Genomic DNA, 26891 nt, shown 5'->3' with positions numbered 1-26891 from the left:
GTGCGCTTCTTAACCGTGTTGCCTTCGCGATAAGACTCGCGCAGTAGCACGGCCGGAGGGGAGTTACGGTTGGGGACATGTTCAATATACATGAACACTCATTCAAGCACATATGGCCAAAAAATCAACACAAAAATACTAATTTACATGGGTACATGATAGCCTAAAAAAATAGCCGAAACCCAGCGCTGACGCGGATCTCGGCTACTTGAGAAGCCAAAGCTCGGGCTAGGAGCGGAAAAGTCGTGAGTATTGCGATTCGTGCCGCGCCGACAAAATACCGAGCTGCGGCGCGAAGGTGTTGATCCGTTCGGGCGATGTGTCGAGCGCGCGGCGCACGGCGTCGTCGATCGGCTGACGCAGCGCGACGATGATGCGCTGCCCCGCGAGCTGCCCGAGCGGCACGGCCTTCAACGCGGCGGCCGCCTGATTTTCGACCCAGCTGAATGCATAGGCCGCGAGCGCGGCGTCGGGCGCCGCATCGTGCGCGAACGCGGCGAAGGCGAAGGCGGTCGGCTGCGCGATCGGTTTGATCGCGGCGAGCGTCGCGCGACGCGCTTCATCGCCCCATTCGAGCGAGGCGCACAACTGCGCAAGCGACCAGCCCATCTGCTCGGTTTCGCGTCTGAGTTCCGCCGATTCGCGGCTCGCGATGTATTCATCGTTCGCCTGACGCAGCGCGACGTCATCGTGGACACGCCAGCGGTCGATCTGATGCGCCAGAAAGGGCAGTTCGCCACGCGCGAGCACATGGGTGAGGCCGCTCGCGATCCACGCGCGCGCGCTGTCGCCGTCGTGGATCAGGCCATGTTCGATCGCCGCTTCGAGCCCTTGCGAATAGCTGAACGCGCCGATCGGCAGCGCCGGCGATGCAAGATGCAGAAGCGCCGTCAGTTCAGCGATGCGCATGACCGTGGTGATGATGATCGTGACCGCAGGACGAATGATCGTGGTCGTGCGAATGATCGTGCCCGTGATGCTCGTCGAAAACCTTCTGCGCGAGCGCATAGTCCTCGCTGAAGGTTTCGTCGTGGCCATGCTTGTGACCGCCGCCATACGCGCCGGTCTCAGGCTGGAACGGCTGCGACTCATGCGCGACCAGCACGCCGAGACGCTTCAACATGTCTTCGAGCACGGGATCGGCTTCGAGCTTCAGATAATCGGCGCCGACTTCGACGGGCGTATGCCGATTGCCGAGATGATACGCAGCACGCGTGAGCAGGCGCACGCTGGGCGCGCGCACGACGAGCACCGCTTCCGCCGCCGCGACGACGCGCACGAAGCCGCCGTCATCCGCGACGAGCATGTCGCCGTCGGCGAGCACCGTGCCGCGCGGCATCACGAGCGCGACTTCCTCGCCGTTATCCAGCGTGGCGGCGAGACGGCTCTTGCAGCGCGCATCGAAGGGAAGGGTCAGCGTGGGCGCGCGCTTGACGAGCACGGGTGCGAGCTTCGCGGTCAGACGTTTGTCGATGGTACGCATGAAAAGTCAGAACAGAAAATAGCGCTGCGCCATCGGCAGAACGGTGGCGGGATCGCATGTGAGCAATTGGCCATCGGCGATCACCTGATAGGTCTGCGGATCGACGCTGATGGACGGCTGCCATGCATTGTGAATCATGTCGGCCTTCGTCACATTGCGGCAGTTCTTCACCGCGACGATCTGCTTCGTCAAACCATAACGATCCGCGATACGCGCTTCCATCGCCATTTGCGACACGAACGTGAGCGATGTCTTGCCGAGCGCGCCGCCGCGCGTCGCGAACATCTCGCGATAATGCACCGGCTGCGGCGTGGGAATGGACGCGTTCGGATCGCCCATCTGCGCGACCGCGATCATGCCGCCCTTGACGATCATCGCGGGCTTCACGCCGAAGAACGCCGGCTCCCAGAACACGAGATCGGCCCACTTGCCCGGCTCGATCGAACCGACTTCATGCGCGATGCCATGCGTGATCGCCGGATTGATCGTGTACTTGGCGACATAACGCTTCGCGCGGAAGTTATCGTTGCGCGCGTTGTCCTCGGGCAGCGCGCCGCGTTGCACTTTCATCTTGTGCGCCGTCTGCCACGTGCGGATGATGACTTCGCCGACGCGGCCCATCGCCTGCGAATCGGATGACAGCATCGACAATGCGCCGAGATCGTGCAGGATATCTTCGGCTGCGATCGTCTCGCGGCGAATGCGCGACTCCGCGAACGCGATGTCTTCCGCGATCGACGGATCGAGGTGATGGCACACCATCAGCATGTCGAGATGCTCGTCGAGCGTGTTGACGGTGTAAGGGCGCGTCGGATTCGTGGACGAGGGCAGCACGTTCGATTCGCCCGCCACCTTGATGATGTCCGGCGCATGACCGCCGCCCGCGCCTTCCGTGTGATACGTGTGGATCGTGCGGCCCTTGAACGCGGCGATCGTCGTCTCGACGAAGCCCGCTTCGTTCAACGTGTCCGTGTGGATGGCGACTTGCGTGTCGGTGTCGTCGGCGACACTCAGGCAATTGTCGATGGCCGCGGGCGTCGTGCCCCAGTCCTCATGCAGCTTCAAACCGATCGCGCCTGCCTTCACCTGTTCGATCAGCGGCTCCGGCAGGCTCGCGTTGCCCTTGCCGAGAAAGCCGAGATTGACCGGCCAGCCATCGGCGGCCTGCAGCATGCGCTCCATGTGCCACGGGCCTGGCGTGCAGGTGGTCGCGTTGGTGCCCGTCGCGGGGCCGGTGCCGCCGCCGAGCATCGTCGTGACGCCGCTCGCGAGGGCTTCGTCGATCTGCTGCGGGCTGATGAAGTGGATGTGCGTATCCACGCCGCCCGCCGTCACGATCATGCCTTCGCCCGCGATCACTTCCGTCGCCGCGCCGATCGCGATGTTCACGTTCGGTTGAATGTCGGGATTGCCGGCCTTGCCGATCGCGTGGATGCGTCCGCCCTTGATGCCGATATCGGCTTTCACGATGCCCCAGTGATCGAGGATCAGCGCGTTGGTGACGACGGTATCGGCCACATCGGCGGCGGGGCGTTGCGACTGGCCCATGCCGTCGCGGATCACCTTGCCGCCGCCGAACTTCACTTCTTCGCCATAGGTGGTGAAGTCGCGCTCGACTTCGATGATGAGATCGGTGTCGGCAAGGCGCACGCGGTCGCCGGTGGTCGGGCCGAACATTTCCGCATAAGCGCGGCGGCCGATGCGTAGCGTCATATTCTTCCTTTGGCTTTTGGATTAAAGCGGACCCATGACGAGCGCGTTGAAACCATAGACGCGACGATCGCCCGCGAGCGCGACGAGCTCGACCGTGCGTTCCTGTCCCGGCTCGAAGCGCACGGCGGTGCCCGCCGCGATGTTCAGGCGAAAGCCGCGCGCCTTCTCGCGCTCGAACTTGAGCGCCGTGTTGACTTCGTAGAAGTGGAAGTGCGAGCCGACCTGCACGGGCCTGTCGCCATGATTCGCGACGATGACGGTCACGGTCTCGCGGCCGGCGTTGAGCTCGTGCTCGCCGTCGTCGATGAAGTATTCGCCTGGGATCATGTTCTCAAGGGATCGGATGATGAACCGTGACGAGCTTCGTGCCGTCGGGGAAGGTCGCTTCGATCTGGATGTCGGGGATCATCTCGGGCACGCCTTCCATCACGTCGTCTCTCGTGAGCAGCGTGGTGCCGTAATGCATGACTTCGGCGACGGTCTTGCCGTCGCGCGCCGCTTCCATCAATGCAGCCGATATGAACGCGACGGCTTCCGGATGATTGAGCTTCAAGCCGCGCGCGCGGCGGCGTTCTGCGAGCAAGGCCGCGGTGAAGATGAGGAGCTTGTCCTTTTCGCGAGGCGTGAGTTTCATGGGTTTATTGTTTGCGTCGGTCGATGGTCTTTAGCGAAAGTTGTGCCATCGATGCTTTGCCCTTGATCCGTGCATATCGTGCTTTCGCGTGATGCATGCGCACCATCGCGGGGCCGTTCGCCGCATCATCGTGGTGCGGTCAGGTTGTCCAGAGCCGCAACGGCCGTGCATCGACGCCATGCACGAGAGGACGAAGATGCGTCCAGCAATCGGTGAGTGCGCGTTGCAGCGGTTCCATCGAGCGGCTGATCGCGCGCACGATCAGCACGCCCGGCGTGACACACGATGCAGCCGCGCGCAGTTCATCGCTGAAGGGCAGTTGCGCGGTGAGTGCTTCGGCGAGCGCATCGTCGCACGCGGGGCCGATCGCCCAGAGCGTGCCGTAGGCGGGAAAGCCCGCGAGTCCCTGCGCGCCATCGCGCAATGGATCGCTTGCATCGAGCAGCGTGCGTTCGAACCAGAGCGTTGTGCCATCGCGATGCGCGATACGCGAAAGCGCCTTGATATGTCCTTGCGTCCATTTATCGCCGGCTGCGGCGCGGCCGAGCAGCATCGCGTCCCAGCCGAGCGCGGTCGCGCCTTCATCGAGCGTGAGGTTGAATTCGAGTTCGATATTCGACGATTCGAACACGATGTTGTTCTGCGGGAGCCAGTCGAGCTTCGCATTCACCGCGAGGTCGATGTCGATGCGCTGCGTTGCCAGCTTGCCGTTGGCCTTGTACCACTTCGTCGCCCCCGGCGTCGTGATGACGGCATGCGTGCCTTCGCCGAGCTTCACGTCGATGGACAAACGGTCTCCGCCCGCGACGCCGCCCGGCGGATGCACGATTACGGAATGACAGATATCGCCTTCGGGATAGAGCGGACGTTGCAGGCGCAACGGCCCTTCGTGTTTGCGATGAACGCAAACGGTGCGGTCATGCTGGCGCGCATAGCCGAGTTCGAGCGAACCGCGCCAGATGTTCGGATCGACGAGTGCCGCGTGCGATTCATGAAGCATGGGAAGGATGCGAAATGCGCGATGGAGAGTGAGGCTTCATCATACGGCGATCAGCTCGCGCACTCCATGTTCGTCCATCTCGGAGCCCGCGCCGCCCGCGACGATCTCGCCGCGGCTCATCACCCAGTAGCGGTCCGCGAGCTCGCGGGCGAAGTCGTAATACTGTTCGACGAGCAGCACGGTCATGCCCATTTCATCGACGAGCTGCCGCAGCGTGCGGCCGATATCGCGGATGATCGATGGCTGAATGCCTTCGGTCGGTTCGTCGAGAATGAGCAGTTGCGGCTCGCTCATCAGCGCGCGGCCTATCGCGAGTTGCTGTTGCTGACCGCCTGAGAGATCGCCGCCGCGGCGATGCTTCATATCGCGGAGCACGGGGAAGAGATCGTAGATGCGATCGGGGATTTTCGAGGGCGCCTTGCGGCTTGCTGCGCCTACGAGCAGGTTTTCTTCGACGGTCAGGCGGCCGAAGATATCGCGGCCTTGTGGGACGTAGGCGAGGCCGCTCGCTACCCGCGCATGGGTCGGCATCGAGGAGATCTTGTTGCCGCGCCAGGTGATGGTGCCACTCTTCGTCGGGACTACGCCCATCAGGCAGCGCAAGAGCGTCGTCTTGCCTACGCCGTTGCGGCCCAGCAGCACCGTGAGCTTGCCCTCGGGGACGGTCATCTTCACATCGCGGAGGATGTGGCTGCCGCCGTAGTATTGATTCAGGTTATCGAGTTCTAGCATTTCTTTTTTGCGCTCGGGTTGGGCTTCTGTGGACTTCCTGTTTTCGCGTCGGTCTATTGGCACCTGCCCCTGTGCGGGGCGGCAGTCGCTTTCTTTGCTGCTCCTCACTTTGTGTTGGGCTTCTATGGAACTTGTGTTCGCGTCGGTTTATTAGCGTTGCCCCTATGCGGGGCGGCAGTCACTTTCTTTGCTGCTGCAAAGAAAGTAACCAAAGAAACAGCTATCCCCATCCAAAGTACTTCACACCGGCCCCGGCACAGAAGATCGTTCGTGGTCCGGCAGTAGCGAGTGCCCTCATAGGTCTAATCGGGCTTGGATCGCGCACGGTCTGTCACCTCGCACCACTCAACTGACTGGTAAGGCGCCAAATAGCTCCGGCCCGCTGCGCGGCCGATCGGTTCATCGGGGATGCGTGTGCTTCTTTGCTAATCCTTCCATCTCACCGCATTTGCCTTCCGTTGGTTTCCCTTGCATACCCTTCGGCAGCGCGTAGCGCTGTGCCGGAGCTATTTGGTGCTGAACCAGCGCGCAATAACTTCTAGCTTGTCAGACCGTGCGCGGTCCACGCCCGGTTAGGCCTATGAGGGCACTCGCTACTGCCGGACCACGTGCAATCTTCTGTGCCGCGGCCGGCTTGAAGTGCTTAGGCTGGGGATAGCTGTTTCTTTGGTTACTTTCTTTGCAGCAGCAAAGAAAGTGACTGCCGCCCCGCACAGGGGCAGTGCCAATAGACCGACACGAAAACAGGATTCCACGTCAGCGGAAGCAAAAAAACAGTAGACCGACACGAAAACAGGATTCCACGTCAGCGGAAGCAAAAAAAAACAGTAGACCGACACGAAAACAGGATTCCACGAAAGCCCAAGCGAACGAAACCTTCACCGCCCCAGATAAGACTCAATAACCGCGTCGTCCCGCTTGACGCCATCAAGCGTCCCTTCGGCGAGCACGCTGCCTTCAGCCATCACCGTAACCTTGCCGCTATCGCCAGCCAACGCGGCAACAAACTCCATATCATGCTCCACGACCATCATCGAACACGAGCCACGCAGCTTATTCAAAAGTTCAGCAAGCTCCATGGTCTCGTGATCGGTCATCCCGGCGGCGGGTTCGTCGAGCAAAAGCAGCGCGGGCTGCTGCATCAACAACATGCCGATTTCGAGCCGCTGCTTCTGTCCATGCGACAGCTCTCCGGCAAGCCGCGTCGCCTGGTGCTGCAGGCGAATCAACTCCAATATCTCCTCGATGCGAAGCTGCGCCTGACGATCCAGCCGCGCACGCAACGAGGCAAACCAGCGCTTGTCCGTCTTCATCGCGAGTTCGAGGTTCTCCCACACGGGATGATTCTCGAACACGGTCGGCTTCTGAAACTTTCGGCCGATGCCCGTGCGCGCGATCACCGGCTCCGACATGCGCGCGAGATCCAGCGTCTGACCGAGAAACACCTTGCCGCCATCGGGGCGCGTCTTGCCCGTGATGACATCCATCATCGTCGTCTTGCCCGCGCCGTTCGGGCCGATCACGCAACGCAGTTCGCCCACGTCGATCGACAGCGTCAGCTTGTTCAACGCACGAAAGCCATCGAAGCTCACGGTCACGTCCTCGAGATAGAGAATCGTGCCGTGCGACATGTCGATCTCGCCGGGCGCGAGCACATGTCCCAGGCCGGCGACGCCGTTGAGATTGGTGTGCTCCTCGGCAGACGGAATCGGCGGCAGATCGACGATCAATGCATGATGTGCGGTCATTCTGCGCAATCTCCTGCGGTCTTCTTGCGACGCGCGAGTTCGATGAGGCCCATGATGCCGTTCGGCAGAAGCAAGGGCACGAGCGTGAAGATGAGGCCGAGGAAGAACAGCCAGTATTCCGCGAAATACGCCGTGAAAAAGCTCTTCGCGCCGTTCACCGCGAACGCGCCGACGATCGGCCCGATCAAGGTGCCGCGTCCGCCGACGGCCACCCAGATCGCCATCTCGATCGAGTTCGCGGGCGACATCTCGCTCGGATTGATGATGCCGACCTGCGGCACATACAACGCGCCCGCGATGCCGCACAACACCGCCGACACGGTCCAGATGAAGAGCTTGTATGCGAGCGGGCTGTAGCCGAGGAACATGAGACGCGCTTCGCCATCGCGCACGCCGGTGACGACGCGCCCGAGCTTCGACGTGACGATCCAGCGCGCCGCGAGAAACGCGAGCACGAGCACCGCGAACGTGATGAGGAACAATGCCGTGCGCGTGCCGGGATGCGTGATCGGAAAGCCCGCGATGCGCTTGAAATCGGTGAAGCCGTTATTGCCGCCGAAGCCCGTTTCGTTGCGATAGAAGAGCAGCATCGCGGCGAAGGTCATCGCCTGCGTGATGATCGACAGATACACGCCCTTCACGCGCGAGCGGAACGTGAAGAAGCCGAACACCCACGCGAGCACGCCGGGCACGAGCACGACGAGCAGCAACGCAACCCAGAGATGCTCGGTGCCTTCCCAGTACCACGGCAGCTTGTGCCAGTCGAGAAACACCATGAAGTCGGGCAGATCGCTCTTGTACACGCCTTCGCGGCCGATCGAGCGCATCAGGTACATGCCCATCGCGTAGCCGCCGAGCGCGAAGAAAAGCGCGTGGCCGAGGCTCAGGATGCCGCAGTAGCCCCATACGAGATCGAGTGCGAGGGCGCCGATCGCGTAGCACATGAGCTTGCCGACGAGCGTCATCGCGTAAGCCGACAAGTGAAACGTGCTCGTTTCCGGCAGCACGAGCGCGCTGACCGGCACGAAGACGCCCATCGCGATGATGAGCGCGATCAACGCGATCCAGCCATTGCGGGGCAGAAGTGCGGCGCGCGGCGGCAAGCCGAGTGCGAAGCCCGCGCGCGCGGCGTTCGAGTCGGGCTGCGGCGCGACGTCGAGATTGGCGGCGATATTGGTCGAGGCGGTCATCTCAAGCCTCCGCGCTGCGGCCCTTCAGGGCGAACATGCCCTGCGGACGCTTCTGGATGAACAACACGATGAGCACGAGCACCGCGATCTTCGCGAGCACCGCGCCCCAGAACGGCTCGACCGCCTTGCTGACGAGCCCGAGCCCGAAGCCGCCGATCACGGTGCCGGCAAGCTGACCGACGCCGCCCAGCACCACCGCCATGAACGAATCGATGATGTAGCTCTGCCCGAGATCCGGACCGACGTTGCCGATCTGCGAAAGCGCGCAGCCGCCGAGTCCCGCGATGCCCGCGCCGAACGCGAACGCATACGAATCGACACGCGCGGTCTTCACGCCGACGCACGCGGCCATGCGGCGGTTCTGCGTCACCGCGCGCACGAAGAGGCCGAGGCGCGTCTTCGTGAGCACGCCCCACGCGATCGCCACAACCGCGAGCGAGAACGCGAGGATCGTCAGTCGGTTGTACGGCAGGATCAGGTTCTGCATCACGGCGACGCCGCCGCTCATCCACGAGGGATTGGTCACCTGCACGTTTTGCGCGCCGAAGAGCGTGCGCGTCGCCTGAATGAGGATCAGGCTGATGCCGAAGGTCGTCAGCAGCGTTTCGAGCGGACGTCCATAGAGATGCTTCAGTACGAGCCTTTCCAATACGATGCCGACCAGCGCCGCCGCGATGAACGACGCGGGCACGGCGAACAGCGGATACCAGTTGAACGCGGCGGGCGCGTAATGCTGCACGAGGTTCTGCACGACGTAGGTCGCATATGCGCCGATCATCAGGAACTCCCCGTGCGCCATGTTGATGACGCCGATCAGGCCATACGTGATCGCAAGTCCCAGCGCCGCGAGCAGCAGCACGCTGCCGAGCGAGAGTCCCGCGAAGATCGTGCCGAAGATTTCGCTGCGGCGTTGAATCGAATCGAGCGCGTGGATGCCATCTTGCGCCGCGTCGCGCACACGTTCGTCCGGCTCGTTGAAGGTGCCGTCGGACTTCTTCGCGACGATCGGGCGCAACAGCTCGTACATGTCGAGGTCATGCCGCGCGGCGACGAGTTGCGCGGCTTCGATGCGTTTGTTCACATCGGGATCGTGCAGCGCGGTCATCGCCCAGAGCGTGTCGAGGCGCTTCTTCAAATCGGGGTCTTTCTCGATGGCGCGTGCGCGATCGATCATCGGCTTCATCGAAGCGTCGGGGTTTTTCAACAACGCTGCGATGGCTTCGCGGCGCTTCGCAATATCGGTCGAGGCGAGCTGCAAGCCCGACAGCGCGCCCGCCACTTTCGTGCGCAGGATGTTGCTCAGCGTGACCTGCTGCGCATCGGGCGCTTCGACGGGTTTGCCGGTCACCGGATCATTGGTGCCTTCGCCGGTTTGAAGGTAGACGCGGCCATTGTCAGTCGCGACGAGCGAGCCATCGGACAATGCGTTGAGCACGGCAACGGACGGCGCATCGGCATTCGAGATGAGCTTGTCGATGGCGGCGGATTTGGCTTCGAAGTCGTCGCCGGCGAGCGGGGCGAGATCGTCGTTCGTGAGTGCGCGAGCGCTGAACGGCGCGATCGCGATGAAGAGCGCGAGCAGGACGCGCAAGAAGGAACCGGTCATGATGGCCTTTCTGATGAGACATGAACGGCCGCACGCATCACGCATGATGTGAATGAGCGCGCGGCCTCACCGCTTCAAACCATCAAAGCATCACGCGACGCGCACGCGCTGACGACGCAGGAACGACGGAATCGAGGTCACGATATCCGGCTTGCCCTGATTGCCCGCGATATACGGGCTCCACGGCTGCGCGCGGATCGCGGTCTTGGTCTTCCACACGACGTTGAACTGGCCGTCGCCGCGAATCTCGCCGATCATCACCGGCTTGTGCAGATGGTGGTTGCCGTCCATCGTCAGCGTGAAGCCGGAAGGCGCGGCGAAGGTCTGGCCGACCATCGCGGTGCGGACCTTGTCGACATCGGCGCTCTTTGCTTTTTCGACGGCCTGCTTCCACATGTGGATGCCGACGAAGGTGGCTTCCATCGGATCGTTCGTCACGCGCTTGTCGCCGCCGGGGAGGTTCTGCGCCTTTGCGTATTCGAAGAACTGCTTTTCGAACTTCGAGTTGTTCGTGTTCTTCACCGACATGAAGTAGTTCCATGCGGCGAGGTGGCCGACGAGCGGCTTCGTATCGATGCCGCGCAGCTCTTCCTCACCGACCGAGAACGCGACGACGGGCACGTCGGTCGCTTTCAGGCCCTGGTTGCCGAGCTCCTTGTAGAACGGTACGTTCGAATCGCCGTTGATCGTAGAGATGACGGTCGTCTTTCCCCCTTGGGCAAAGGTCTTGATGTTCGCGACGATGGTTTGATAGTCGCTATGTCCGAATGGTGTGTAGACCTCTTGAATGTCCGCATCCTTGACCCCCTTGGAATGGAGGAACGCGCGCAGGATCTTGTTGGTCGTGCGCGGGTACACGTAGTCGGTGCCGAGCAGGAAGAAGCGCTTTGCGTTGCCGCCTTCCGCGCCCATCAGATATTCGACGGCGGGGATCGCCTGTTGATTCGGCGCAGCGCCGGTATAGAACACGTTGCGCGACATCTCTTCGCCTTCGTATTGCACGGGGTAGAAGAGCAGGCCGTTGAGTTCCTCGAAAACTGGCAGCACGGACTTGCGCGACACCGAGGTCCAGCAGCCGAATACGACGGCGCACTTGTCTTGCGTGAGAAGCTGGCGCGCCTTCTCGGCGAATAGCGGCCAGTTCGAGGCCGGATCGACGACGACGGGTTGAATCTGCCGGCCCATCACGCCGCCGCTCTTGTTGATATCGGCGATGGTCATGAGCGCCGTGTCTTTCAGCGAGGTCTCGGAGATCGCCATCGTGCCGGACAGCGAATGCAGGATGCCGACCTTGATCGGACCCGTATCGGCGGCTTGGGCTTTCGTGATCGGAAGCTGACCCGCGAGGGCGAGTGCGCCCGACATGGAGCCGAACTTCAGCAGACTGCGTCGTTTCATGATGAGTGTTCCCCTTGCCGATGTGTTTGTTTGAGCAATGACGATTGCTCGGTTCGTTCTGCAAGGGTTATGCCAATCTTTATGAAATGCCCTTTTTGCAAGGGTTTGCGGGAGGTTTTTGCTAATTGCGAGGTTGGGGTTGGGCGGGGTTTTGGTGCATGTTCTTGCGCGAGTGCATCGTCGCGGTGCGGGTTTGCTTTGTTTTATGTTTTTGTTTTTTGCTTCACTTTGCTTTGCTTGTGCTTCTATGGACTTCCTGTTTTCGTGTCGGTCTATTTGCACTGCCCCTGTGCGGGGCGGCAGTCACTTTCTTTGCTGCTGCAAAGAAAGTAACCAAAGAAACAGCTATCCCCAGCCTAAGCACTTCATGCCGGCCGCGGCACAGAACTTCGCAAGTGGTCCGGCAGTAGCGAGTGCCCTCAAAGGTCTAACGCGGCTTGGACCGCGCACGGTCTGACAAGCTAGTTGTTTTGGCGCGCCGGTTCAGCACAAAATAGCTCCGGCACAGCGCTACGCGCTGCCGAAGGGTACGTAAGGGAAACCAACCTGCGGCGAATGCAGTGAGATAGAAGCGTTAGCAAGGAAGTGTGTGCCGACCCGATGGACCGGTCGGCCGCGAAGCGGGCTGGAGCTATTTGGCGCCTTACCAGTCAGTTGAGTGGTGCGAGGTGACAGACCGTGCGCGATCCAAGCCCGATTAGACCTATGAGGGCACTCGCTACTGCCGGACCACGAGAGTGCTTCTGTGCCGGGGCCGGCTTGAAGTACTTTGGATGGGGATAGCTGTTTCTTTGGTTACTTTCTTTGCAGCAGCAAAGAAAGTGACTGCCGCCCCGCACAGGGGCAACGCTAATAAACCGACGCGAACACAAGTTCCATAGAAGCCCAACGCAAAGTGAGGAGCAGCAAAGAAAGCGACTGCCGCCCCGCACAGGGGCAGGTACCAACAGACCGACGCGAAATCAGGATTTCACGAAAGCCCAAGCACACCGCCCCCAACAACAAACCCCTCAACGATTAACCATCCTCGCCGGCACGCTCAACGCAAGCAAAGCCCCCAGCACGAGAAACCCGGTGAGCATATACATGCCGCTGGCATTGGACCCGGTGGCTTGCTTGAGCCACCCCACAAGGTAGGGACTCAAAAACCCGGCAAGATTGCCGAGCGAATTGATCATCGCGATACCGGCAGCCGCGCCGGTCCCTGCGAGGAATGCCGTCGGCAGACTCCAGAACAACGGCAGCGTCGTGAGAATACCCATCGTCGCGAGCGTGAGGCCGAGCATCGCCAATGTCGTATTGCCCGCCAGGATGACCGACATCACCAGCCCGATCGCCCCGATGAACGCCGGAATCGCGATATGCCAGCGACGCTCGCCCGAGCGATCCGCGCTACGCGCCGCGTACAACATGCCGATCACCGCCGCGCCATAAGGAATCGCGGAAAGCAGGCCGACATGGAGCGCATCCGAAATGCCCATCGACTTGATGATGGTCGGCAGCCAGAAGCTCACGCCATAAAGCCCCATCACGAACGAAAAATAGATGATGCTCATCAGCCACACCTTCGGGCTGGAGAGAATCTTCCCGAGCGGCAGATCTTCCTTCTCGACATTATCGGCGGCGATATTGCGCTCGAGAAGCTCGCGTTCTTCCTGCGTGAGCCACGCAGCCTTCGAGATGCGGTCGTCGAGCTTGAGAAACACGACGATGCCGACGATGATCGACGGAATGCCTTCGAGCAGCAGCAGCCATTGCCAGCCGTGCCAGCCGTTCTTCATGTGGAACGCATCCATGATCCAGCCGCTGATCGGCCCGCCGATCAGACCCGAGAGCGCGATGGCCGTCATGAACAGCGTCGTCATGCGACCGCGCCGGCGCGCCGGAAACCAGTACGTCAGATAAAGAATGATGCCGGGGAAGAAGCCCGCTTCCGCCGCGCCGAGCAGAAAGCGCATCACGTAGAACATGGTCGGCGTGCTGATGAACATCGTGAGAGCGGAAATGATGCCCCACGTGATCATGATCCGCGCGATCCACACGCGCGCACCGACGCGATGCAGGATCATGTTCGACGGAATCTCGAAGATGAAGTAGCCGAAAAAGAAAATGCCCGCGCCGAAGCCATACACGGCGTCCGACAGTTGCAGGTCGGCGGCCATCTGCAGTTTCGCGAAGCCCACGTTCACGCGGTCGAGATACGCAACCACGTAACAGATGAGCAGAAGCGGCGCGAGCCGCCAGACGACCTTTCGATACGTCGCCTCCTCGAACGCGGAAGGCGCCCCCGCGCCGGGGCGGGGCATGGGTTTGGCGGTGCTGGCCATGTTGCTTAGTCTCCAATAATTATTGTTGCGCGAAGCCGAGCGGATGGGCCCGCTCACCATTACGAGCGCGTAAGGATTCTAGCCCGTCGGCATCGACGCCAAACGCTTGTTTTCGCTAGGGAAAGCCCCGATGTTTAAGCGCACGCCGCATTCGTCGCGCGGCGCGCGCGGCATCGGTCAGACGCAGCGTCCGCCATCCACTTCGAGCGCGACGCCGGTGATGAACTCGGCATCGTCGGAGGCGAGATAGAGCGCGGCATTGGCGATGTCCTGTGGCGTCGAAAGGCGGCCGAGCGGAATCGTCGCGAGAAACTTGCGGCGGTTCTCGGGCGTGTCTTCCATGCCCATGAACTCGGTGAGCAGGGCGGTCTCGCCCATCACCGGATTGATGCAGTTCACGCGGATGCGGTCCGCGCCCAGTTCGACCGCAAGCGCCTTGCTCGCGATGATCACCGCCGCCTTGCTGCCGTTGTACCAGACGAGGCCCGGCCTCGGCCGCACGCCCGCCGTCGACGCGATATTGATGAACGCGCCGCCGCCCTGCTCGCGAAAGTACGGCACGAACTGCTCGACGCTCCAGTAGAGGCTCTTCACGTTCACCGCATAGACGCGGTCGAACTCCGCCTCGGTCACGTCGAGCACGGGCTTGTTACGGTGCGTCGTGCCCGCGTTGTTGACGACGACCTGCACGCTGCCGAAATCCTGGATCGCGGCATCGAAGAGGGTTTGCCAGTCGTCGCGTTTCGTGACGTCGCCCGCCACGGCAATCGCGCGTCCGTGCTTCACTTCCGGCGACGACGCGAGCGCGATCTCGCTCGCGACGCGCTCGGCCGCCGGGCCGTTCAGATCGTTGACGACGACGTTCGCGCCTTCGCGCGCAAACGTCTTCGCGATGCCTTCGCCGAAGCCCGAGCCGCCGCCCGTCACGATCACCGTCTTGCCTTGCAGTCGCATGCCTGTCTCCCGTTATTTGCTTTATCCGTGCTTGATGGCGATGGTCTTCAGCGTCGTGAAGCCGTACAGCGCCTCGAAGCCTTTCTCGCGTCCGTGTCCCGAATGCTTCACGCCGCCGAACGGCAATTCGATGCCGCCGCCCGCGCCGTAGTTGTTGATGAACACCTGCCCCGAGCGCACACGGCGCGCGAGTCGCATCTGGCGCGCGCCGTCGCGCGTCCAGATGCCCGCGACGAGGCCGTAATCCGTGCCGTTGGCGAGCCTGAGCGCGTCGGCTTCGTCGTCGAAGGGCATCGCGGCGAGCACCGGGCCGAACACTTCCTCGCGCGCGAGACGGTGCGTCGGCGGCACATCCCGCAAGAGCGTGGGCGCCTGATAGAAGCCCGATTCCGGCGCATCGCCGACGACTTCGCCGTGCGCGGCCATCGCGATGCCGTCGTGCTGCGCATCGGAGAGAAAGTCCCACACGCGCTGCTGCTGCTTCGCGCTGATGAGCGGGCCGCAGTCGAGATCGCGCTTGCTCGGGCCGACCTTCAGCGCCGCGAACGCCTGCGAGAGCCGTTCCAGCAAAGGTTCATACGCCGATCGCTCGATCAGCACGCGGCTGCCCGCCGAACACGTCTGCCCGGCGTTCTGCACGATCGCGGCGACGAGCACGGGCAGGGCGGCGTCGAAATCGGCATCGGCGAACACGATCTGCGGGGACTTGCCGCCCAGCTCCAGCGTGACGGGCACGTGGTTGTCGGCGGCCATCTTGGTGACGGCCGCGCCCGTCGCGGGCGAGCCGGTGAACGAAATGTGATCGATGCCCGGATGCCGCGCGAGCGCCGCGCCCGCTTCGTGGCCGTAGCCGGTGACGACATTGAGCGCGCCGTCGGGCAGACCCGCCTCCGCCGCCAGTTCCGCGATACGCAACAGCGACAGGCACGCATCCTCCGCCGGCTTCACGACGCACGCATTGCCGGCCGCGAGCGCCGCGCCGACGCTGCGCCCGAAAATCTGCAGCGGATAGTTCCACGGCACGATGTGGCCCGTGACGCCGTGCGGCTCGCGAAGGGTGAGCACGGTGTAGCCGTGCTGATAGGGGAGGGTTTCGCCGTGCAGCTTGTCGGCGGCGCCCGCGTAGAACTCGAAATAGCGCGCGATGCCGGTGGCGTCGGCGCGCGCCTGCTTGAGCGGCTTGCCGGTGTCGCGTGCCTCGACCTGCGCGACGTCCTCGTGGCACGCGGCGATCAGCATCGACAGGCGCGCGAGGATGCGTCCGCGATCGACGGCGTTCATCGCGCCCCAGTCGCCATCGAACGCGGTGCGCGCGGCGGACACCGCGCGGTCGATGTCGGCGGGCGTGCCGCGCGCGATCTGCGCGAAGATCTGCCCGTCCGACGGATCGACGACCGGAATCGTCTCGCCGCCCGATGCCGCGACCCAGCGGTTGTCGATGAAATGCTTCGCGTCTTCCATGCATGTCTCCTGAAACGAGTGTTCTGCTGCCGGAAACCGATGCCGGATTCGATTATCGCGCCAACGCCCGGCGCGCGCCGCGCGCGGCAAGGACGCGGGGCCCGATTGGCTATAATGACGCAATCACGCGCCTTCATGCGCGCGCGCCGCGGCGGTTCCAAGGCACCGTCCGTCCGTGCGATTCCATCTCCTACCTCAACTTCTCCAGAGAGTGCTCATGAGCTTCAACAACGTACCTCCCGGCAAGGATCTCCCGCAGGATTTCAACGTCATCATCGAAATTCCCGCGCAGAGCGATCCGGTCAAATACGAAGCGGACAAGGACATGGGCCTGCTCGTCGTCGACCGTTTCATCGGCACCGGCATGCGCTATCCGGCCAACTACGGCTTCATTCCGCAGACGCTCTCCGGCGACGGCGACCCGGTCGACGTGCTCGTCATCACGCCGTTCCCGCTGCTCGCAGGCTCGGTCGTGCGCGCGCGTGCGCTCGGCATGCTGCAAATGACGGATGAATCGGGCGTCGACGCGAAGCTCGTCGCCGTGCCGCACGACAAGATCTGCCCGATGACGGCGAACATCAAGTCGATCGACGACGTGCCCGAATACCTGAAGGATCAGATCAAGCACTTCTTCGAGAACTACAAGGCGCTCGAAAAGGGCAAGTGGGTGAAGGTCGAGGGCTGGACGGGCATCGACGCCGCGCACAAGGAAATCACGGAAGGCGTCGCGAACTTCAAGAAGTAAGCGGCTTTTCCGACTAGACGCCGCCGCGCTGTTAAAGCGCGGCGGCGTTTTTTTATTCTTCTTCGCTGGTCTCGGCCTGAGGCAGCAACGATTCGAGCGATCGCTCTCCCGCGATCAACGCGCGCTTCTGCTGCGCGGTCAGACGCTTCACGCGATATTCGGCGCGCAACGCCTCCGATCTCCCCGCCAGTTCGAACGACGCCAGCACACGCAGCGGTTTTCTTGCACGCGTATAGCGCGCGCCTTTGCCGCTCGCATGCGCGGTGAAGCGCGCTTCGACGTCCGTCGCGATGCCCGTGTAGAGGCTGCCGTCGGCGCATTCGATCAGATAGAGGAACCACGGCATCGCGTTATTTTTTGGCGCTCGTGAAGGATTTGCCGCGCATTATCGCCGAAAGCACCGCGTTGGGGCGTCCTGGGCGCGCTTTTGCCGCTTCGGCGTGCCGATGCGACTTGCGCGAGAATAGCCGCTTTCGGGCGCGCTTTGCGTTTATCGGGCGCGCTCGTCGATCAATCACTGCGAGGTAGCCTGTTGAATCGCGAGATCGAAATTCATGTGGTCGACGCGCTGGACGCCATTCCGGCCGACGACTGGAACCGGCTCGCCGGCGACAATCCGTTCGTGCGTCATGCGTTTCTCTCGGCATTGCAGGAAACGGGGTGCGCCGTGAAGCGCACCGGCTGGCGCGCGCATCATCTGATACTGAAGCGCGGCGGCGAACTCGCCGGCGCGATGCCGCTCTATCTGAAGTCGCATTCGCGCGGCGAGTACGTGTTCGATCACGCCTGGGCCGATGCCTTCGAGCGCCACGGCCTGCGCTATTACCCGAAGGCGCTGTCCGCCGTGCCGTTCTCACCGGTGACGGGCCCGCGCCTCATCGCCGCGCATCACGAGGATCGCGTATTGCTGGCGCGCGGCGCGATCGAACTGACGCGGCGGCTCGAACTCTCGTCGCTGCATGTGCTGTTTCCGAATGCGCAGGATGTCGAGGCGCTGACGGACGCGGGCTACATGCTGCGCGAAGGCGTGCAGTTCCACTGGGAGAATCTGCCCGGCGACGGCTTCGAAAGCTTCGACGCGTTCCTCGCGACGATGAGCCACGACAAGCGCAAGAAAGTGAAGCAGGACCGCCGGCGCGTGACGGAAGCGGGCGTCACGTACAAGTGGCTGCGCGGCGCGCAGATCGACGAAGGCGCGCTCGACTTCTTCTATGAGTGCTATGACACCACGTATCGCGAGCACTGGAACGCACCGTATCTGACGCGCGAGTTCTTCGGCCGCATTCATGCCGATGCGCCCGACAGCATGCTCCTCGTGATCGCCGAAGCGGACGGCGAGCGGCTCGCGTGCGCACTCAACATGATCGGCGGCGACACGATGTACGGCCGCTATTGGGGCACGCGCGAGTTCGTCTCGGGGCTGCACTTCGAGACGTGCTACATGCAGGGCATCGCGTATTGCATCGAACATGGGCTTGCGAGTTTCGAGGGCGGCGCGCAGGGCGTGCACAAGATGTCGCGCGGTCTCCTGCCGACGCCCACCTGGTCCGCGCACTGGATCGCGGATCAGCGCTTCGCGCACGCGATCGCCGAGTTTCTCGATGCCGAAACCGAAGCGATGGATCATCACATCGAGGAGCTCGAAGCGCATACGCCGTTCAGGAAGAAGCGCTGATGCGATAATCGATCCAGCCTTTCATCGCCTACCGTTCCCGCTGCAACACGCGCACATCCATGTCGACCATGAGCAGAAACTTCTTCAACCTCTACAGCCACGACTTCGCGCGCGTCGCGGTCGGCGTTCCGTCCTGCAAGGTGGCCGATCCCGCCTTCAACGCCGCGCAGACGATCGATCTGGTGAAGCAGGCCGCCGCGCGCGGCGCGGTGCTCGTCGCGTTTCCCGAACTCGGCATTTCCGCCTATACCTGCGATGACCTCTTCCATCAGCGCGCATTGCTCGATGCCTGCGAAGACGCGCTGACGAGCATTCTCGAAGCGTCGAAGGGCCTGAATATCGCGATGATCGTCGGCGCGCCGGTCCGAGCCGAGCACAAGCTCTTCAATTGCGCGATCGTCATCGCGGACGGATTCATTCGCGGCGTCGTGCCGAAGAGCTATCTGCCGAATTACGGCGAGTTCTACGAGGCGCGTCAGTTCAGCCCCGCCGATGCCGCGGCCACGAACTCGATCACGCTCTGCGGTCAGGATGTGCCGTTCGGCGCGTCGCTGCTGTTTCAGATCAGGGATCTTCCGTTCTTCCGGTTCCACGTCGAAATCTGCGAGGACGTGTGGGTGCCCATTCCGCCGTCGTCGTTCGCGGCGCTCGCGGGCGCCACCGTGCTCGTGAATCTGTCGGCCTCGAATATCGTCGTGGGCAAGTCGGCGTATCGGCATCAGCTCGTCGGTCAGCAGTCGGCGCGATGCGTCGCGGCGTATCTGTACACATCGGCGGGAAATGGCGAGTCGTCCACCGATCTCGCCTGGGACGGGCAGGGCCTCATCTACGAGAACGGCGAGCTGCTCGCGGAGTCCGAGCGCTTCTCCGATGAGTCGCATCTCATCTTCGCCGATGTCGATCTCGAACGGCTTTCGCGCGAACGCATGCGGCAAACCACTTTCGGCCGCTCGACGCACCGGCACGCGAGCGAAGTCGAACAGTTCGACGTGGTCGAGTTTCCACTCTCGATTCCCGCCGACGGGAAACTGCCGCTCGAGCGCCGCGTCGCGCGCTTCCCCTACGTGCCCGCCGATGCCGCGCGCCGCGACGAACGATGCAATGAGGTCTACAACATTCAGGTCCAGGCGTTGCTGCAGCGGCTTCAGTCGTCGGGGATGTCGAAGGTGGTCATCGGCATTTCGGGCGGACTCGACTCGACGCATGCACTGCTCGTGTGCGCGAAAGCGATGGACCGTCTCGGACTGCCGCGCTCCAATATCCTCGCCTACACGATGCCCGGCTTCGCGACCAGCGACCGCACGCTGCGGCAGGCGCGCGAGCTGATGGAAGTCGTCGGCTGCGCGGCGAGCGAGATCGACATTCGCCCGAGCTGCGTGCAGATGCTGACCGATATCGGGCATCCGCACAGCACGGGCGCCGAGCAGTACGACATCACGTATGAGAACGTGCAGGCCGGCGAGCGCACGAGCCACCTGTTCCGGCTCGCGAACTTCAACAACGCGATCGTCATCGGCACGGGCGATCTGAGCGAACTGGCACTTGGTTGGTGCACCTACGGAGTGGGCGATCACATGTCCCACTACAACGTCAACGCGAGCGTGCCGAAGACCCTGATCACGCATCTGGTGCGCTGGGTGGCGGAGTCGGGGCAGATCGGCGGCAGCGGCACCGATGTGCTCGAAAACATCCTGAGCACCGATATCAGTCCGGAGCTCATCCCCGGCAAGACGAGCGGCGTGGTGGAGCAGAAGACGGAGAGCGTCATCGGTCCGTACGAGCTGCAGGACTTCAATCTCTACTACACGCTGCGCTTCGGCTTTGCACCAACGAAGGTCGCGTTTCTCGCGCTGCATGCATGGCGCAACCGCGATGCGGGCGCGTGGCCCGAAGGTCCGACCGTCGCGCGCAATCAATACGACCTCGGCGAGATCCGCAAGAATCTGAGGATCTTTCTGGATCGATTCTTCCGCACGAGCCAGTTCAAGCGTTCATGCATACCGAACGCGCCGAAGGTCGGCTCGGGCGGCTCGCTTTCGCCGCGCGGCGACTGGCGCGCGCCGAGCGATGGGCAGGCGACGGTGTGGCTCAAGGACCTCGAACGCGTCCCGGAAAAAGAGTGATCTCACTGTTATTCGATGATCTCGCAGTTTACCGAACCGCTTGCTCGATGAAACGCGGCTAGAATCGAAAGCATGTGCCCTTCGCGGGGCACGACCTTTTTTCGAACCCTCTTGAATCGATCCATCGCGAGGCACGCCATGAAACGCATCACCGCCATCATCAAACCGTTCAAGCTCGACGAAGTCCGCGAAGCGCTCGCCGAAGTGGGCCTCACGGGCCTCACGGTCACGGAAGTGAAGGGCTTCGGCCGCCAGAAGGGGCACACCGAGCTCTATCGTGGTGCGGAGTATGTCGTCGACTTCCTGCCTAAGGTGAAGATCGAGGTCGTCGTCGCGAACGATCAAACCGATCAGGTCATCGACGCGATCATCGGCGCTGCGCGCACCGGCAAGATCGGCGACGGCAAGATCTTCGTCGCCGACGTCGAGCGCGTGATCCGCATCCGCACCGGCGAGGAAAACGAAGCGGCGGTCTGAGCGCCGCGCTTTCTCGCGCCATCCGGCCCGCCGCTCGAGCGGGCCTCTCTTCCCGCGTTTTACCTGGCGCGCATGCACCAGCGCGAAGCGCGTCGTCGTCCCGATTTTTTCAGTCGTATTTATTGCCTGACTGCAGGATTGCCCCGTCCGTGCGGTAACATCGAATCCTGGTTACATTTTTGTAAGGAATCGTTTGATGCATCACGCGATCGGCTTCATTCAGGATCTGGCGGTGATCATGGCCATCGCGGGCGTCGTGACGGTGCTGTTTCACCGTCTGCGGCAGCCGGTCGTGCTGGGCTATATCGCCGCGGGTGTGATCATCGGGCCGTACACGCCGCCGTTCAATCTCATCCACGACGAAGCGACGATCCAGACGCTCGGCGAGCTCGGCGTCGTGTTCCTGATGTTCTCGCTCGGGCTCGAGTTCAGTCTGCGCAAGTTGTTCAAGGTTGGCGCGACGGCCTTCGTCGCGGCGCTTTCCGAGATCGTGCTGATGATCTGGATCGGCTACGAGATCGGGCGCTGGTTCGACTGGAACGCGATGGACTCTCTGTTTCTCGGCGCGATGCTCGCGATCTCCTCGACGACGATCATCGTGAAGGCGCTCTCCGAGCTCGGCATGAAGCGCGAGAACTTCGCGCAGATCGTGTTCGGCATTCTGATCGTCGAGGATATTCTCGCGATCGCGATGCTCGTGCTGCTCTCCGGCATCGCGCAGACGGGCTCGGTGAGCGCGGGCGTCGCGGCCGTCACGCTCGGCAAGCTGCTGCTTTTCATGACGGTGTCGCTCGTCGTCGGCATTCTCACGGTGCCGCGCGCGCTCAACTATGTGGCGCAGTCGAAGAGCGACGAGATGCTGCTCGTCACCGTGCTCGGCTTCTGCTTCGGCTTCTGCCTGCTCGTCGTGAAACTCGATTATTCGATCGCGCTCGGCGCATTCCTGATCGGCGCGATCATGGCGGAGTCGAAGCATCTCGCGCGCATCGAGCATCTGATCGCGCCGGTGCGCGACATGTTCTCGGCGATCTTCTTCGTCACCATCGGCCTGTTGCTGAATCCCGCCGTGCTCGTCGACTATGCATGGCCGATCGCCGTCATCACGATCGCGGTCGTGCTCGGCAAGATCGTATCGTGCGGGCTCGGCACCTTTCTCGCGGGCAAGGACGGGCGCACGTCGATGCGCGTCGGCATGAGCGTCTCGCAGATCGGCGAGTTCTCGTTCATCATCGCGTCGCTCGGGCTGTCGCTGAAAGTCACGAGCAGCTTTCTCTATCCGATCGCGGTGGCTGTATCCGCGCTCACGACGCTCTTCACGCCGTATCTGATCCGCGCCGCCGATCCGATCACGGTGCGCCTCGCCCGCGCCATGCCCGCGCCGCTCGTGCATACCTTCGGCCTGTATTCGCAATGGCTCGCGAGCCTCACGCCCGTCTCCGGCGGCCCGACCATCTTCTCGATGACACGTCGCATCGTCCTGCAGATCGCGGTGAATCTCGCGCTCGTCGCGGCGATTTTCCTCGGCGCGTCGTATGCGGCGCCGTTCGCGTCGGGCTATCTCGCGCGCTGGCTCGAATCCGACAACGCGCAGCGCGTCGTGCTGTGGGGCGCGGCGCTCATCGTCGCGTTGCCGTTTCTGGTCGCGGTGTATCGCAAGCTCGACTCGCTCGCGCTGCTGCTCGCGGAAGTGAGCGTGCAGCCCGCGAAAGCAGGGCGCTTCACGAGCGCGATCCGCTCGGCGATTTCCGGGCTGATTCCGATCGTGGCGATGTTCGGCGTCTTTCTGCTCGTCGCCGCGTTGTCGGGCGCGATCCTGCCGCCGTTCGGGCTGATGGTCGCCGTCCTGCTGTGCGCGGCGCTTTTGCTGACCGTGCTGTGGCGCTGGTGTGTGAAGATCCACGCGACCATGCAGATCGCCTTGCGCGAGACCTTCGACGAGACGCGCGATCACTGACGGCATTCTTCACGGGGATAGCCCCGACAGCGGCGCGCGCCGGGTTCCCGCGATAATGTGAGCCAATGTGACCAAATGTGTGCTGGTTTGCCCCGTCCTGTTCTGAGGCGGATAATTGGGGTTTGTCCATTCTCCTTATGGCGTTCGAGCGCCTGAATCCGGAATGAGCGATAACAAAACGTCCAACGACGCAAGCAGCAACGACGCGCGCCGCAGCGGCGCGGATTCCCAGGGCGCGCCACGCAGCGCGAATCCCACGGCGCCGCCCGAAGCGGCGGCAGCGGCCTCGGCACCGGGCCCCGAGGCGAGCGCGACCGAGCGGGCATCGACGGATGCGCCTTCGAGCGCGGCGAACGTCGAACCGGTCGACACGGCCCAGGCCCGACGCGCTGAAGCACAACAGGGCGCCCGCGAAGCGCGGGCATCGGCGGCGAGCGCGACGGCCGCGCAGGAAGCCGCGGTGCGCGAGAAGCAGCGTGCGTCGGGCAGTCCCAGGGCGAGCCTCGCCGAAAATCTGGAAGCCGCGACCGAAGCGGAAGCCGCGAGCGCGGCCAACGCGCAGTCCGCCTCTTCCGATTCGCCGACCGGCCGTGCCACGGCTCCGCCTCCCGCGGTCGGCGTGCAGCCGAAGATTTCCGACGCACCGGACTTCACCACGCTCAATCCACCGCCTTTGCCGCTGCCCGAGCAGGCGGCCGCGCCGGCCCAGCCCGCGTATCTCAAGCAGTCCGATTCGGCATGGTCCGTGTTCGGGCGCATCATCGCGGCGCGGGCGCGCCAGATCTTCGATCGCGCCGGGCAGCGCATCACGCAGCGCACGTTGCGCATCGGCGTGTCGGCGCGCATCTTCCATCCGGAGCCGGGCGCGAAGGGCCTGCGCGGCAAGACGCTGCAATATCTGGAGGAATCGATCGCGCACTGGGTCATGTCGCGCGATGTGCTCGTCTTCATGATTCCGACGGTCGGCCATCAAGGCATGCTGCATCCGAGCAACATCCGTCTGCGCGACTATGCGAAGCATCTCGACGGTCTGCTGCTGCAAGGCGGCGCGGACGTTTCTCCGCAGTCCTACGAGGAAGTGACGACGCGCCCGGAATGGCCCGGCGACCGCGTGCGCGACATGTATGAGCTGGAGTTGCTGCACGAGTTCGTCGAATCGGGCAAGCCCGTGCTCGGCGTGTGCCGCGGCTGTCAGCTGATCAACGTGGCGTTCGGCGGCACGCTCTACGGCGATATCGCCACCGATGTCCCAACGGCCGGCATTCACGTCAACGAGCAGTACGATCAGCATCGCCATTCGATTCGCTTCCCCGAGGGCTCCACGCTCGTCAACATGTTCCCGCATCAGCGCGAGGCGATCGTCAACTCGATCCACCATCAGGCGGTGAAGACGCTCGGGCGCGATCTGAACATCGAGGCGGTGTCGGCGTCGGACGGGATCATCGAGGCGGTGCGCTATCGCAAGTCGCCGTTCGTCGTCGGCGTGCAGTGGCACCCGGAGTTTCATCGCGCGGGCGGCGCGGAGTTGCTCGATTGCACGCCGCTGCTCGATACCTTCCTGCGCGTCGCGCGCGAGACGCGTTTCTAGACATCGCGTCTTCGATACAACCCGAAAGCGAGAAGGCCCGCTCGATTCGAGCGGGCCTTCTTCGTTTTCAGGTGTGTATCGCCGTTATTACCGCGATGGCATCGCGCCGATCGGCGCAAGTCCGGCCTCGGTTTGCCGCTGAAGCTGATCGACCTGCAGTTGCAGCGCGCGCAGCTTGCGTTCGGCTTCGAGCTTGTCGGTCTGCAACGCGGCCGACTCGGCCTGCAATTGCTGCTGACGCTGCGATACCTGCGAATCCTGCTGCTGCGCGAGCGCGAGATCGGCGGAAAGACGGTTCGCCCGATCCGCGGACTTCGCGATCACGCGGTCGAGCAGCGCCTTCTGTGCCTGCAACTGCGTGCGGCGGATTTCGCCGTCGGCGAGGTCGTAGCTCTTGCGGGCGAACTGCGCGTAGATCGATTCGGCGCGGGCCGCGTCCTGGGTCTTCACGACGCGCCACCAGCGCGTGTCCTGCGAGAGCGCGATGTAGTACAGCATGTCCTGCGCGAGGAAGAAGAGCTTGGCGCCGTAGCTGCCGTTGCGCGTCGAGCGCATTTCCATGAGGCTTCCGGCCTGCGCGAGACTCTGCAGTTCGGCGATGTTGCCTTCGACGCGCGGCGCATTCGAATCGGCGTTCAGGTCGGACAGGTCTTCGGGAGCGGCCTGCGCGGGGTCACCGGCCGGTGCGGCTTTGGCCGCCGCGGGCGCTGCGAACGTGCTCGCGAGCGGCGAGAAGATGCCGCATAGGGACAGGGCGAACGCGAGCGTCGCGTAACGGATATAACGGAGTTGCTTCATGTGGGCATCGTGGCCGGAATGGTTGATCGGGCTGGCAAAGCGTTGTCTCTGATGCGTCGCGGGCCGTTCGTCTCTCAGTGGGCGTTATCTGTTCGCGTCGTGGTTCGATATGCCGTGCGCGTTGCTATCGAGGGTCGGCGAATGCTGGAGGATTGCGTACAGCGATACCGGGTCCATCGAAGTCGAGGGCATCGCCGGCCGGTTTTCACGCATTGCGACCGATGTCGCGTGTGCGTGATGCTCGGTGTCATGCATCGCGATGCGCGCGTCGACCGCATAGGTCCGCTGGGCGATGGCTCTCTTTTTCGGCGCCGGTGCGAACCTGGCTCGCGTTGCGTGACCGCGGTCCGCCGCCACGGCGATGTAGCGCTCGCCTGACTTCCTCGGCTTCGTCGCGGCGTGAGAGGCTCCGGTGCGCGGCGTGACGTGACCGGTGTGCGCGTGCGGCGTGGCGTTGGCGGTTTCGTTCCGGGTCGTGACGTGATCGCTATCCGTCCGGCTCGCGGCCGGTGCGATGAACGCTGCGGCGTTTGGCGCCGTATTCGCGAGCGGCGATGCGGCCGGCGGCGCCGCGGGCGATGTCCGCGCCACGATGACGGGCTCGGCTTCCGCGGTCTGACTGACACCGTACGTATTGGCGGGCGCGGGTCCCGCGGACTGCGTGACGGTGTCCGGCTGCGTGCGCGTTCCGAGTTCGTCGGCCGGCGCGGAGCGTTGCGAGCCGGGCTCGTGCCCGAACAACAGCCATACGATGACAGCCGCGCAGGCGGCGGCGATGGCGGTGGCGACGGGCTTGCTGAAGCGATGTTGCGATGCGCCCGGAACGGCCGGCCTGCCCACGGACAGGTGAATCCGCTCGGCGGCGGGTGCGCCGTCGGCTCCATCGGCGGGCTGCGGCGCTTGCGTCAGGTTCAGCATCGCGCGGGGCATGTCTTCCTTGGCGAACAGGCCCCAGAGGCTCATCGCGCGGTAGGGCGAGCGCCTGTCGGAGAGGCCCAGCGCGGGCACATAGGCGGTCTGGAAGCGAGCCGCGAGGAGCGGGAATTCGGAGCGCGATTGAACGGGGCGCGTGTGCGCGGGGGACCACTCGAAACCGAAGTTCAAGGACGGATCCGTCAACGCGCGCAGCGTCGGCAGACGCAGATTGCCTTCCACTACGATCAAGGGTTCGGTCATGAAGATTCCACATGCATGCGCCCGGACGCGGGCAACGAGGCAGCTCGCCCGGACATTCGTCGCGCCGGAAACAGCGCCACGGGTTCGACGCGAGGATGGCCGAAATAAC

23 protein-coding genes are annotated in these 26891 nt (G+C 63.3%); 6 read left to right on the top strand and 17 right to left on the bottom strand.

The features are described 5' to 3' along the window. Positions 1-228: 228 nt before the first annotated feature. The 14 genes from AWB78_RS17115 to AWB78_RS17050 all read right to left on the bottom strand — a co-directional run bounded on the left by AWB78_RS17115 (position 229) and on the right by AWB78_RS17050 (position 16246). On the bottom strand, positions 229-909 hold the full coding sequence (locus AWB78_RS17115; protein ID WP_062606249.1) for an urease accessory protein UreF: 681 nt from the start codon (positions 907-909) through the stop codon (positions 229-231). Next, entirely contained in the window at positions 896-1483 is a 588-nt protein-coding gene (gene ureE / locus AWB78_RS17110) for an urease accessory protein UreE (RefSeq protein WP_062606246.1), read from the bottom strand. Before ureE ends, AWB78_RS17115 begins: the two co-directional genes overlap by 14 nt. 6 nt (positions 1484-1489) lie before the next feature. After that, positions 1490-3196 (bottom strand): urease subunit alpha, encoded by a 1707-nt coding sequence (gene ureC, locus AWB78_RS17105; protein WP_062606244.1) that lies wholly within the window; start codon positions 3194-3196, stop codon positions 1490-1492. A gap of 21 nt (positions 3197-3217) precedes the next feature. Beyond that, positions 3218-3523, bottom strand: coding sequence for an urease subunit beta (locus AWB78_RS17100; RefSeq protein ID WP_062606242.1), 306 nt, complete (start codon positions 3521-3523; stop codon positions 3218-3220). Positions 3524-3527: 4 nt separating this feature from the next. After that, the gene (locus tag AWB78_RS17095) at positions 3528-3830 is read right to left on the bottom strand and encodes an urease subunit gamma (protein WP_008342482.1); all 303 of its coding nucleotides are present in this window, start codon (positions 3828-3830) and stop codon (positions 3528-3530) included. Positions 3831-3969: 139 nt separating this feature from the next. Beyond that, positions 3970-4830 carry an urease accessory protein UreD gene (locus tag AWB78_RS17090; protein ID WP_062606240.1) on the bottom strand — a complete coding sequence of 287 codons (861 nt, stop codon included), beginning with the start codon at positions 4828-4830 and terminating at the stop codon, positions 3970-3972. 39 nt (positions 4831-4869) lie between these two features. After that, a complete protein-coding gene (gene urtE, locus AWB78_RS17085; RefSeq protein WP_062606238.1) occupies positions 4870-5562 on the bottom strand; it encodes an urea ABC transporter ATP-binding subunit UrtE in 693 nt (230 codons plus the stop codon). Positions 5563-6440: 878 nt separating this feature from the next. After that, on the bottom strand, positions 6441-7310 hold the full coding sequence (gene urtD, locus AWB78_RS17080) for an urea ABC transporter ATP-binding protein UrtD (RefSeq protein ID WP_062606236.1): 870 nt from the start codon (positions 7308-7310) through the stop codon (positions 6441-6443). Then, complete coding sequence (urtC, locus tag AWB78_RS17075; protein WP_062606234.1) at positions 7307-8500, bottom strand: urea ABC transporter permease subunit UrtC; 1194 nt, start codon at positions 8498-8500, stop codon at positions 7307-7309. Before urtC ends, urtD begins: the two co-directional genes overlap by 4 nt. Before the next feature lies 1 nt (position 8501). Next, positions 8502-10106: an urea ABC transporter permease subunit UrtB gene (gene urtB, locus AWB78_RS17070; RefSeq protein ID WP_074173467.1), complete on the bottom strand. Its 1605-nt coding sequence runs from the start codon at positions 10104-10106 to the stop codon at positions 8502-8504. 90 nt (positions 10107-10196) lie between these two features. Next, the gene (gene urtA / locus AWB78_RS17065; protein ID WP_062606230.1) at positions 10197-11504 is read right to left on the bottom strand and encodes an urea ABC transporter substrate-binding protein; all 1308 of its coding nucleotides are present in this window, start codon (positions 11502-11504) and stop codon (positions 10197-10199) included. 1010 nt (positions 11505-12514) lie between these two features. Then, on the bottom strand, positions 12515-13831 hold the full coding sequence (locus AWB78_RS17060) for an MFS transporter (protein WP_062606228.1): 1317 nt from the start codon (positions 13829-13831) through the stop codon (positions 12515-12517). A gap of 177 nt (positions 13832-14008) precedes the next feature. After that, on the bottom strand, positions 14009-14785 hold the full coding sequence (locus AWB78_RS17055; RefSeq protein WP_062606226.1) for an SDR family oxidoreductase: 777 nt from the start codon (positions 14783-14785) through the stop codon (positions 14009-14011). A 21-nt stretch (positions 14786-14806) separates the two neighbouring features. Continuing rightward, entirely contained in the window at positions 14807-16246 is a 1440-nt protein-coding gene (locus AWB78_RS17050; RefSeq protein ID WP_062606224.1) for an aldehyde dehydrogenase family protein, read from the bottom strand. A gap of 217 nt (positions 16247-16463) precedes the next feature. Here AWB78_RS17050 and ppa point away from each other — a divergent pair, with 217 nt between their 5' ends. After that, the gene (ppa, locus tag AWB78_RS17045) at positions 16464-16991 is read left to right on the top strand and encodes an inorganic diphosphatase (protein ID WP_062606273.1); all 528 of its coding nucleotides are present in this window, start codon (positions 16464-16466) and stop codon (positions 16989-16991) included. A gap of 52 nt (positions 16992-17043) precedes the next feature. On the opposite strand, the gene AWB78_RS17040 is transcribed toward ppa, so the two are convergent. Then, complete coding sequence (locus AWB78_RS17040; protein WP_062606222.1) at positions 17044-17337, bottom strand: GIY-YIG nuclease family protein; 294 nt, start codon at positions 17335-17337, stop codon at positions 17044-17046. Positions 17338-17523: 186 nt separating this feature from the next. Here AWB78_RS17040 and AWB78_RS17035 point away from each other — a divergent pair, with 186 nt between their 5' ends. The 5 genes from AWB78_RS17035 (at position 17524) to AWB78_RS17015 (ending at position 24808) form a co-directional block, all read left to right on the top strand. After that, on the top strand, positions 17524-18666 hold the full coding sequence (locus tag AWB78_RS17035; RefSeq protein WP_062606220.1) for a GNAT family N-acetyltransferase: 1143 nt from the start codon (positions 17524-17526) through the stop codon (positions 18664-18666). Positions 18667-18734: 68 nt separating this feature from the next. Continuing rightward, a complete protein-coding gene (locus AWB78_RS17030) occupies positions 18735-20789 on the top strand; it encodes an NAD(+) synthase (RefSeq protein ID WP_062606271.1) in 2055 nt (684 codons plus the stop codon). Positions 20790-20927: 138 nt separating this feature from the next. Beyond that, complete coding sequence (glnK, locus tag AWB78_RS17025) at positions 20928-21266, top strand: P-II family nitrogen regulator (RefSeq protein WP_008342452.1); 339 nt, start codon at positions 20928-20930, stop codon at positions 21264-21266. 196 nt (positions 21267-21462) lie between these two features. Beyond that, entirely contained in the window at positions 21463-23220 is a 1758-nt protein-coding gene (locus AWB78_RS17020) for a cation:proton antiporter (protein WP_062606218.1), read from the top strand. Between the two features lie 163 nt (positions 23221-23383). Continuing rightward, positions 23384-24808, top strand: a complete 1425-nt coding sequence (locus AWB78_RS17015; RefSeq protein WP_062606216.1) for a gamma-glutamyl-gamma-aminobutyrate hydrolase family protein — start codon at positions 23384-23386, stop codon at positions 24806-24808. An 87-nt stretch (positions 24809-24895) separates the two neighbouring features. On the opposite strand, the gene AWB78_RS17010 is transcribed toward AWB78_RS17015, so the two are convergent. Both AWB78_RS17010 and AWB78_RS17005 read right to left on the bottom strand, forming a co-directional pair. Then, positions 24896-25606 carry a DUF2968 domain-containing protein gene (locus AWB78_RS17010; protein ID WP_062606213.1) on the bottom strand — a complete coding sequence of 237 codons (711 nt, stop codon included), beginning with the start codon at positions 25604-25606 and terminating at the stop codon, positions 24896-24898. Positions 25607-25690: 84 nt separating this feature from the next. Further along, positions 25691-26782, bottom strand: coding sequence for a hypothetical protein (locus tag AWB78_RS17005; RefSeq protein ID WP_062606211.1), 1092 nt, complete (start codon positions 26780-26782; stop codon positions 25691-25693). Positions 26783-26891 lie beyond the last annotated feature (109 nt).

The sequence above is a fragment of the Caballeronia calidae genome (genome assembly GCF_900044055.2).
Taxonomy (GTDB): domain Bacteria; phylum Pseudomonadota; class Gammaproteobacteria; order Burkholderiales; family Burkholderiaceae; genus Caballeronia; species Caballeronia calidae.
Note: the sequence above shows the minus strand (reverse complement) of the source record. Positions and strands in the feature narration are given on the sequence as shown.

Excerpts from the sequence above, each read along its gene's own strand:
- AWB78_RS17115 (WP_062606249.1), bottom strand. The coding sequence starts at position 909 with ATGCGCATCGCTGAACTGACGGCGCTTCTGCATCTTGCATCGCCGGCG.
- ureE (WP_062606246.1), bottom strand. The coding sequence starts at position 1,483 with ATGCGTACCATCGACAAACGTCTGACCGCGAAGCTCGCACCCGTGCTC.
- ureC (WP_062606244.1), bottom strand. The coding sequence starts at position 3,196 with ATGACGCTACGCATCGGCCGCCGCGCTTATGCGGAAATGTTCGGCCCG.
- AWB78_RS17100 (WP_062606242.1), bottom strand. The coding sequence starts at position 3,523 with ATGATCCCAGGCGAATACTTCATCGACGACGGCGAGCACGAGCTCAAC.
- AWB78_RS17095 (WP_008342482.1), bottom strand. The coding sequence starts at position 3,830 with ATGAAACTCACGCCTCGCGAAAAGGACAAGCTCCTCATCTTCACCGCG.
- AWB78_RS17090 (WP_062606240.1), bottom strand. The coding sequence starts at position 4,830 with ATGCTTCATGAATCGCACGCGGCACTCGTCGATCCGAACATCTGGCGC.
- urtE (WP_062606238.1), bottom strand. The coding sequence starts at position 5,562 with ATGCTAGAACTCGATAACCTGAATCAATACTACGGCGGCAGCCACATC.
- urtD (WP_062606236.1), bottom strand. The coding sequence starts at position 7,310 with ATGACCGCACATCATGCATTGATCGTCGATCTGCCGCCGATTCCGTCT.
- urtC (WP_062606234.1), bottom strand. The coding sequence starts at position 8,500 with ATGACCGCCTCGACCAATATCGCCGCCAATCTCGACGTCGCGCCGCAG.
- urtB (WP_074173467.1), bottom strand. The coding sequence starts at position 10,106 with ATGACCGGTTCCTTCTTGCGCGTCCTGCTCGCGCTCTTCATCGCGATC.
- urtA (WP_062606230.1), bottom strand. The coding sequence starts at position 11,504 with ATGAAACGACGCAGTCTGCTGAAGTTCGGCTCCATGTCGGGCGCACTC.
- AWB78_RS17060 (WP_062606228.1), bottom strand. The coding sequence starts at position 13,831 with ATGGCCAGCACCGCCAAACCCATGCCCCGCCCCGGCGCGGGGGCGCCT.
- AWB78_RS17055 (WP_062606226.1), bottom strand. The coding sequence starts at position 14,785 with ATGCGACTGCAAGGCAAGACGGTGATCGTGACGGGCGGCGGCTCGGGC.
- AWB78_RS17050 (WP_062606224.1), bottom strand. The coding sequence starts at position 16,246 with ATGGAAGACGCGAAGCATTTCATCGACAACCGCTGGGTCGCGGCATCG.
- ppa (WP_062606273.1), top strand. The coding sequence starts at position 16,464 with ATGAGCTTCAACAACGTACCTCCCGGCAAGGATCTCCCGCAGGATTTC.
- AWB78_RS17040 (WP_062606222.1), bottom strand. The coding sequence starts at position 17,337 with ATGCCGTGGTTCCTCTATCTGATCGAATGCGCCGACGGCAGCCTCTAC.
- AWB78_RS17030 (WP_062606271.1), top strand. The coding sequence starts at position 18,735 with ATGAGCAGAAACTTCTTCAACCTCTACAGCCACGACTTCGCGCGCGTC.
- glnK (WP_008342452.1), top strand. The coding sequence starts at position 20,928 with ATGAAACGCATCACCGCCATCATCAAACCGTTCAAGCTCGACGAAGTC.
- AWB78_RS17020 (WP_062606218.1), top strand. The coding sequence starts at position 21,463 with ATGCATCACGCGATCGGCTTCATTCAGGATCTGGCGGTGATCATGGCC.
- AWB78_RS17015 (WP_062606216.1), top strand. The coding sequence starts at position 23,384 with ATGAGCGATAACAAAACGTCCAACGACGCAAGCAGCAACGACGCGCGC.
- AWB78_RS17010 (WP_062606213.1), bottom strand. The coding sequence starts at position 25,606 with ATGAAGCAACTCCGTTATATCCGTTACGCGACGCTCGCGTTCGCCCTG.
- AWB78_RS17005 (WP_062606211.1), bottom strand. The coding sequence starts at position 26,782 with ATGACCGAACCCTTGATCGTAGTGGAAGGCAATCTGCGTCTGCCGACG.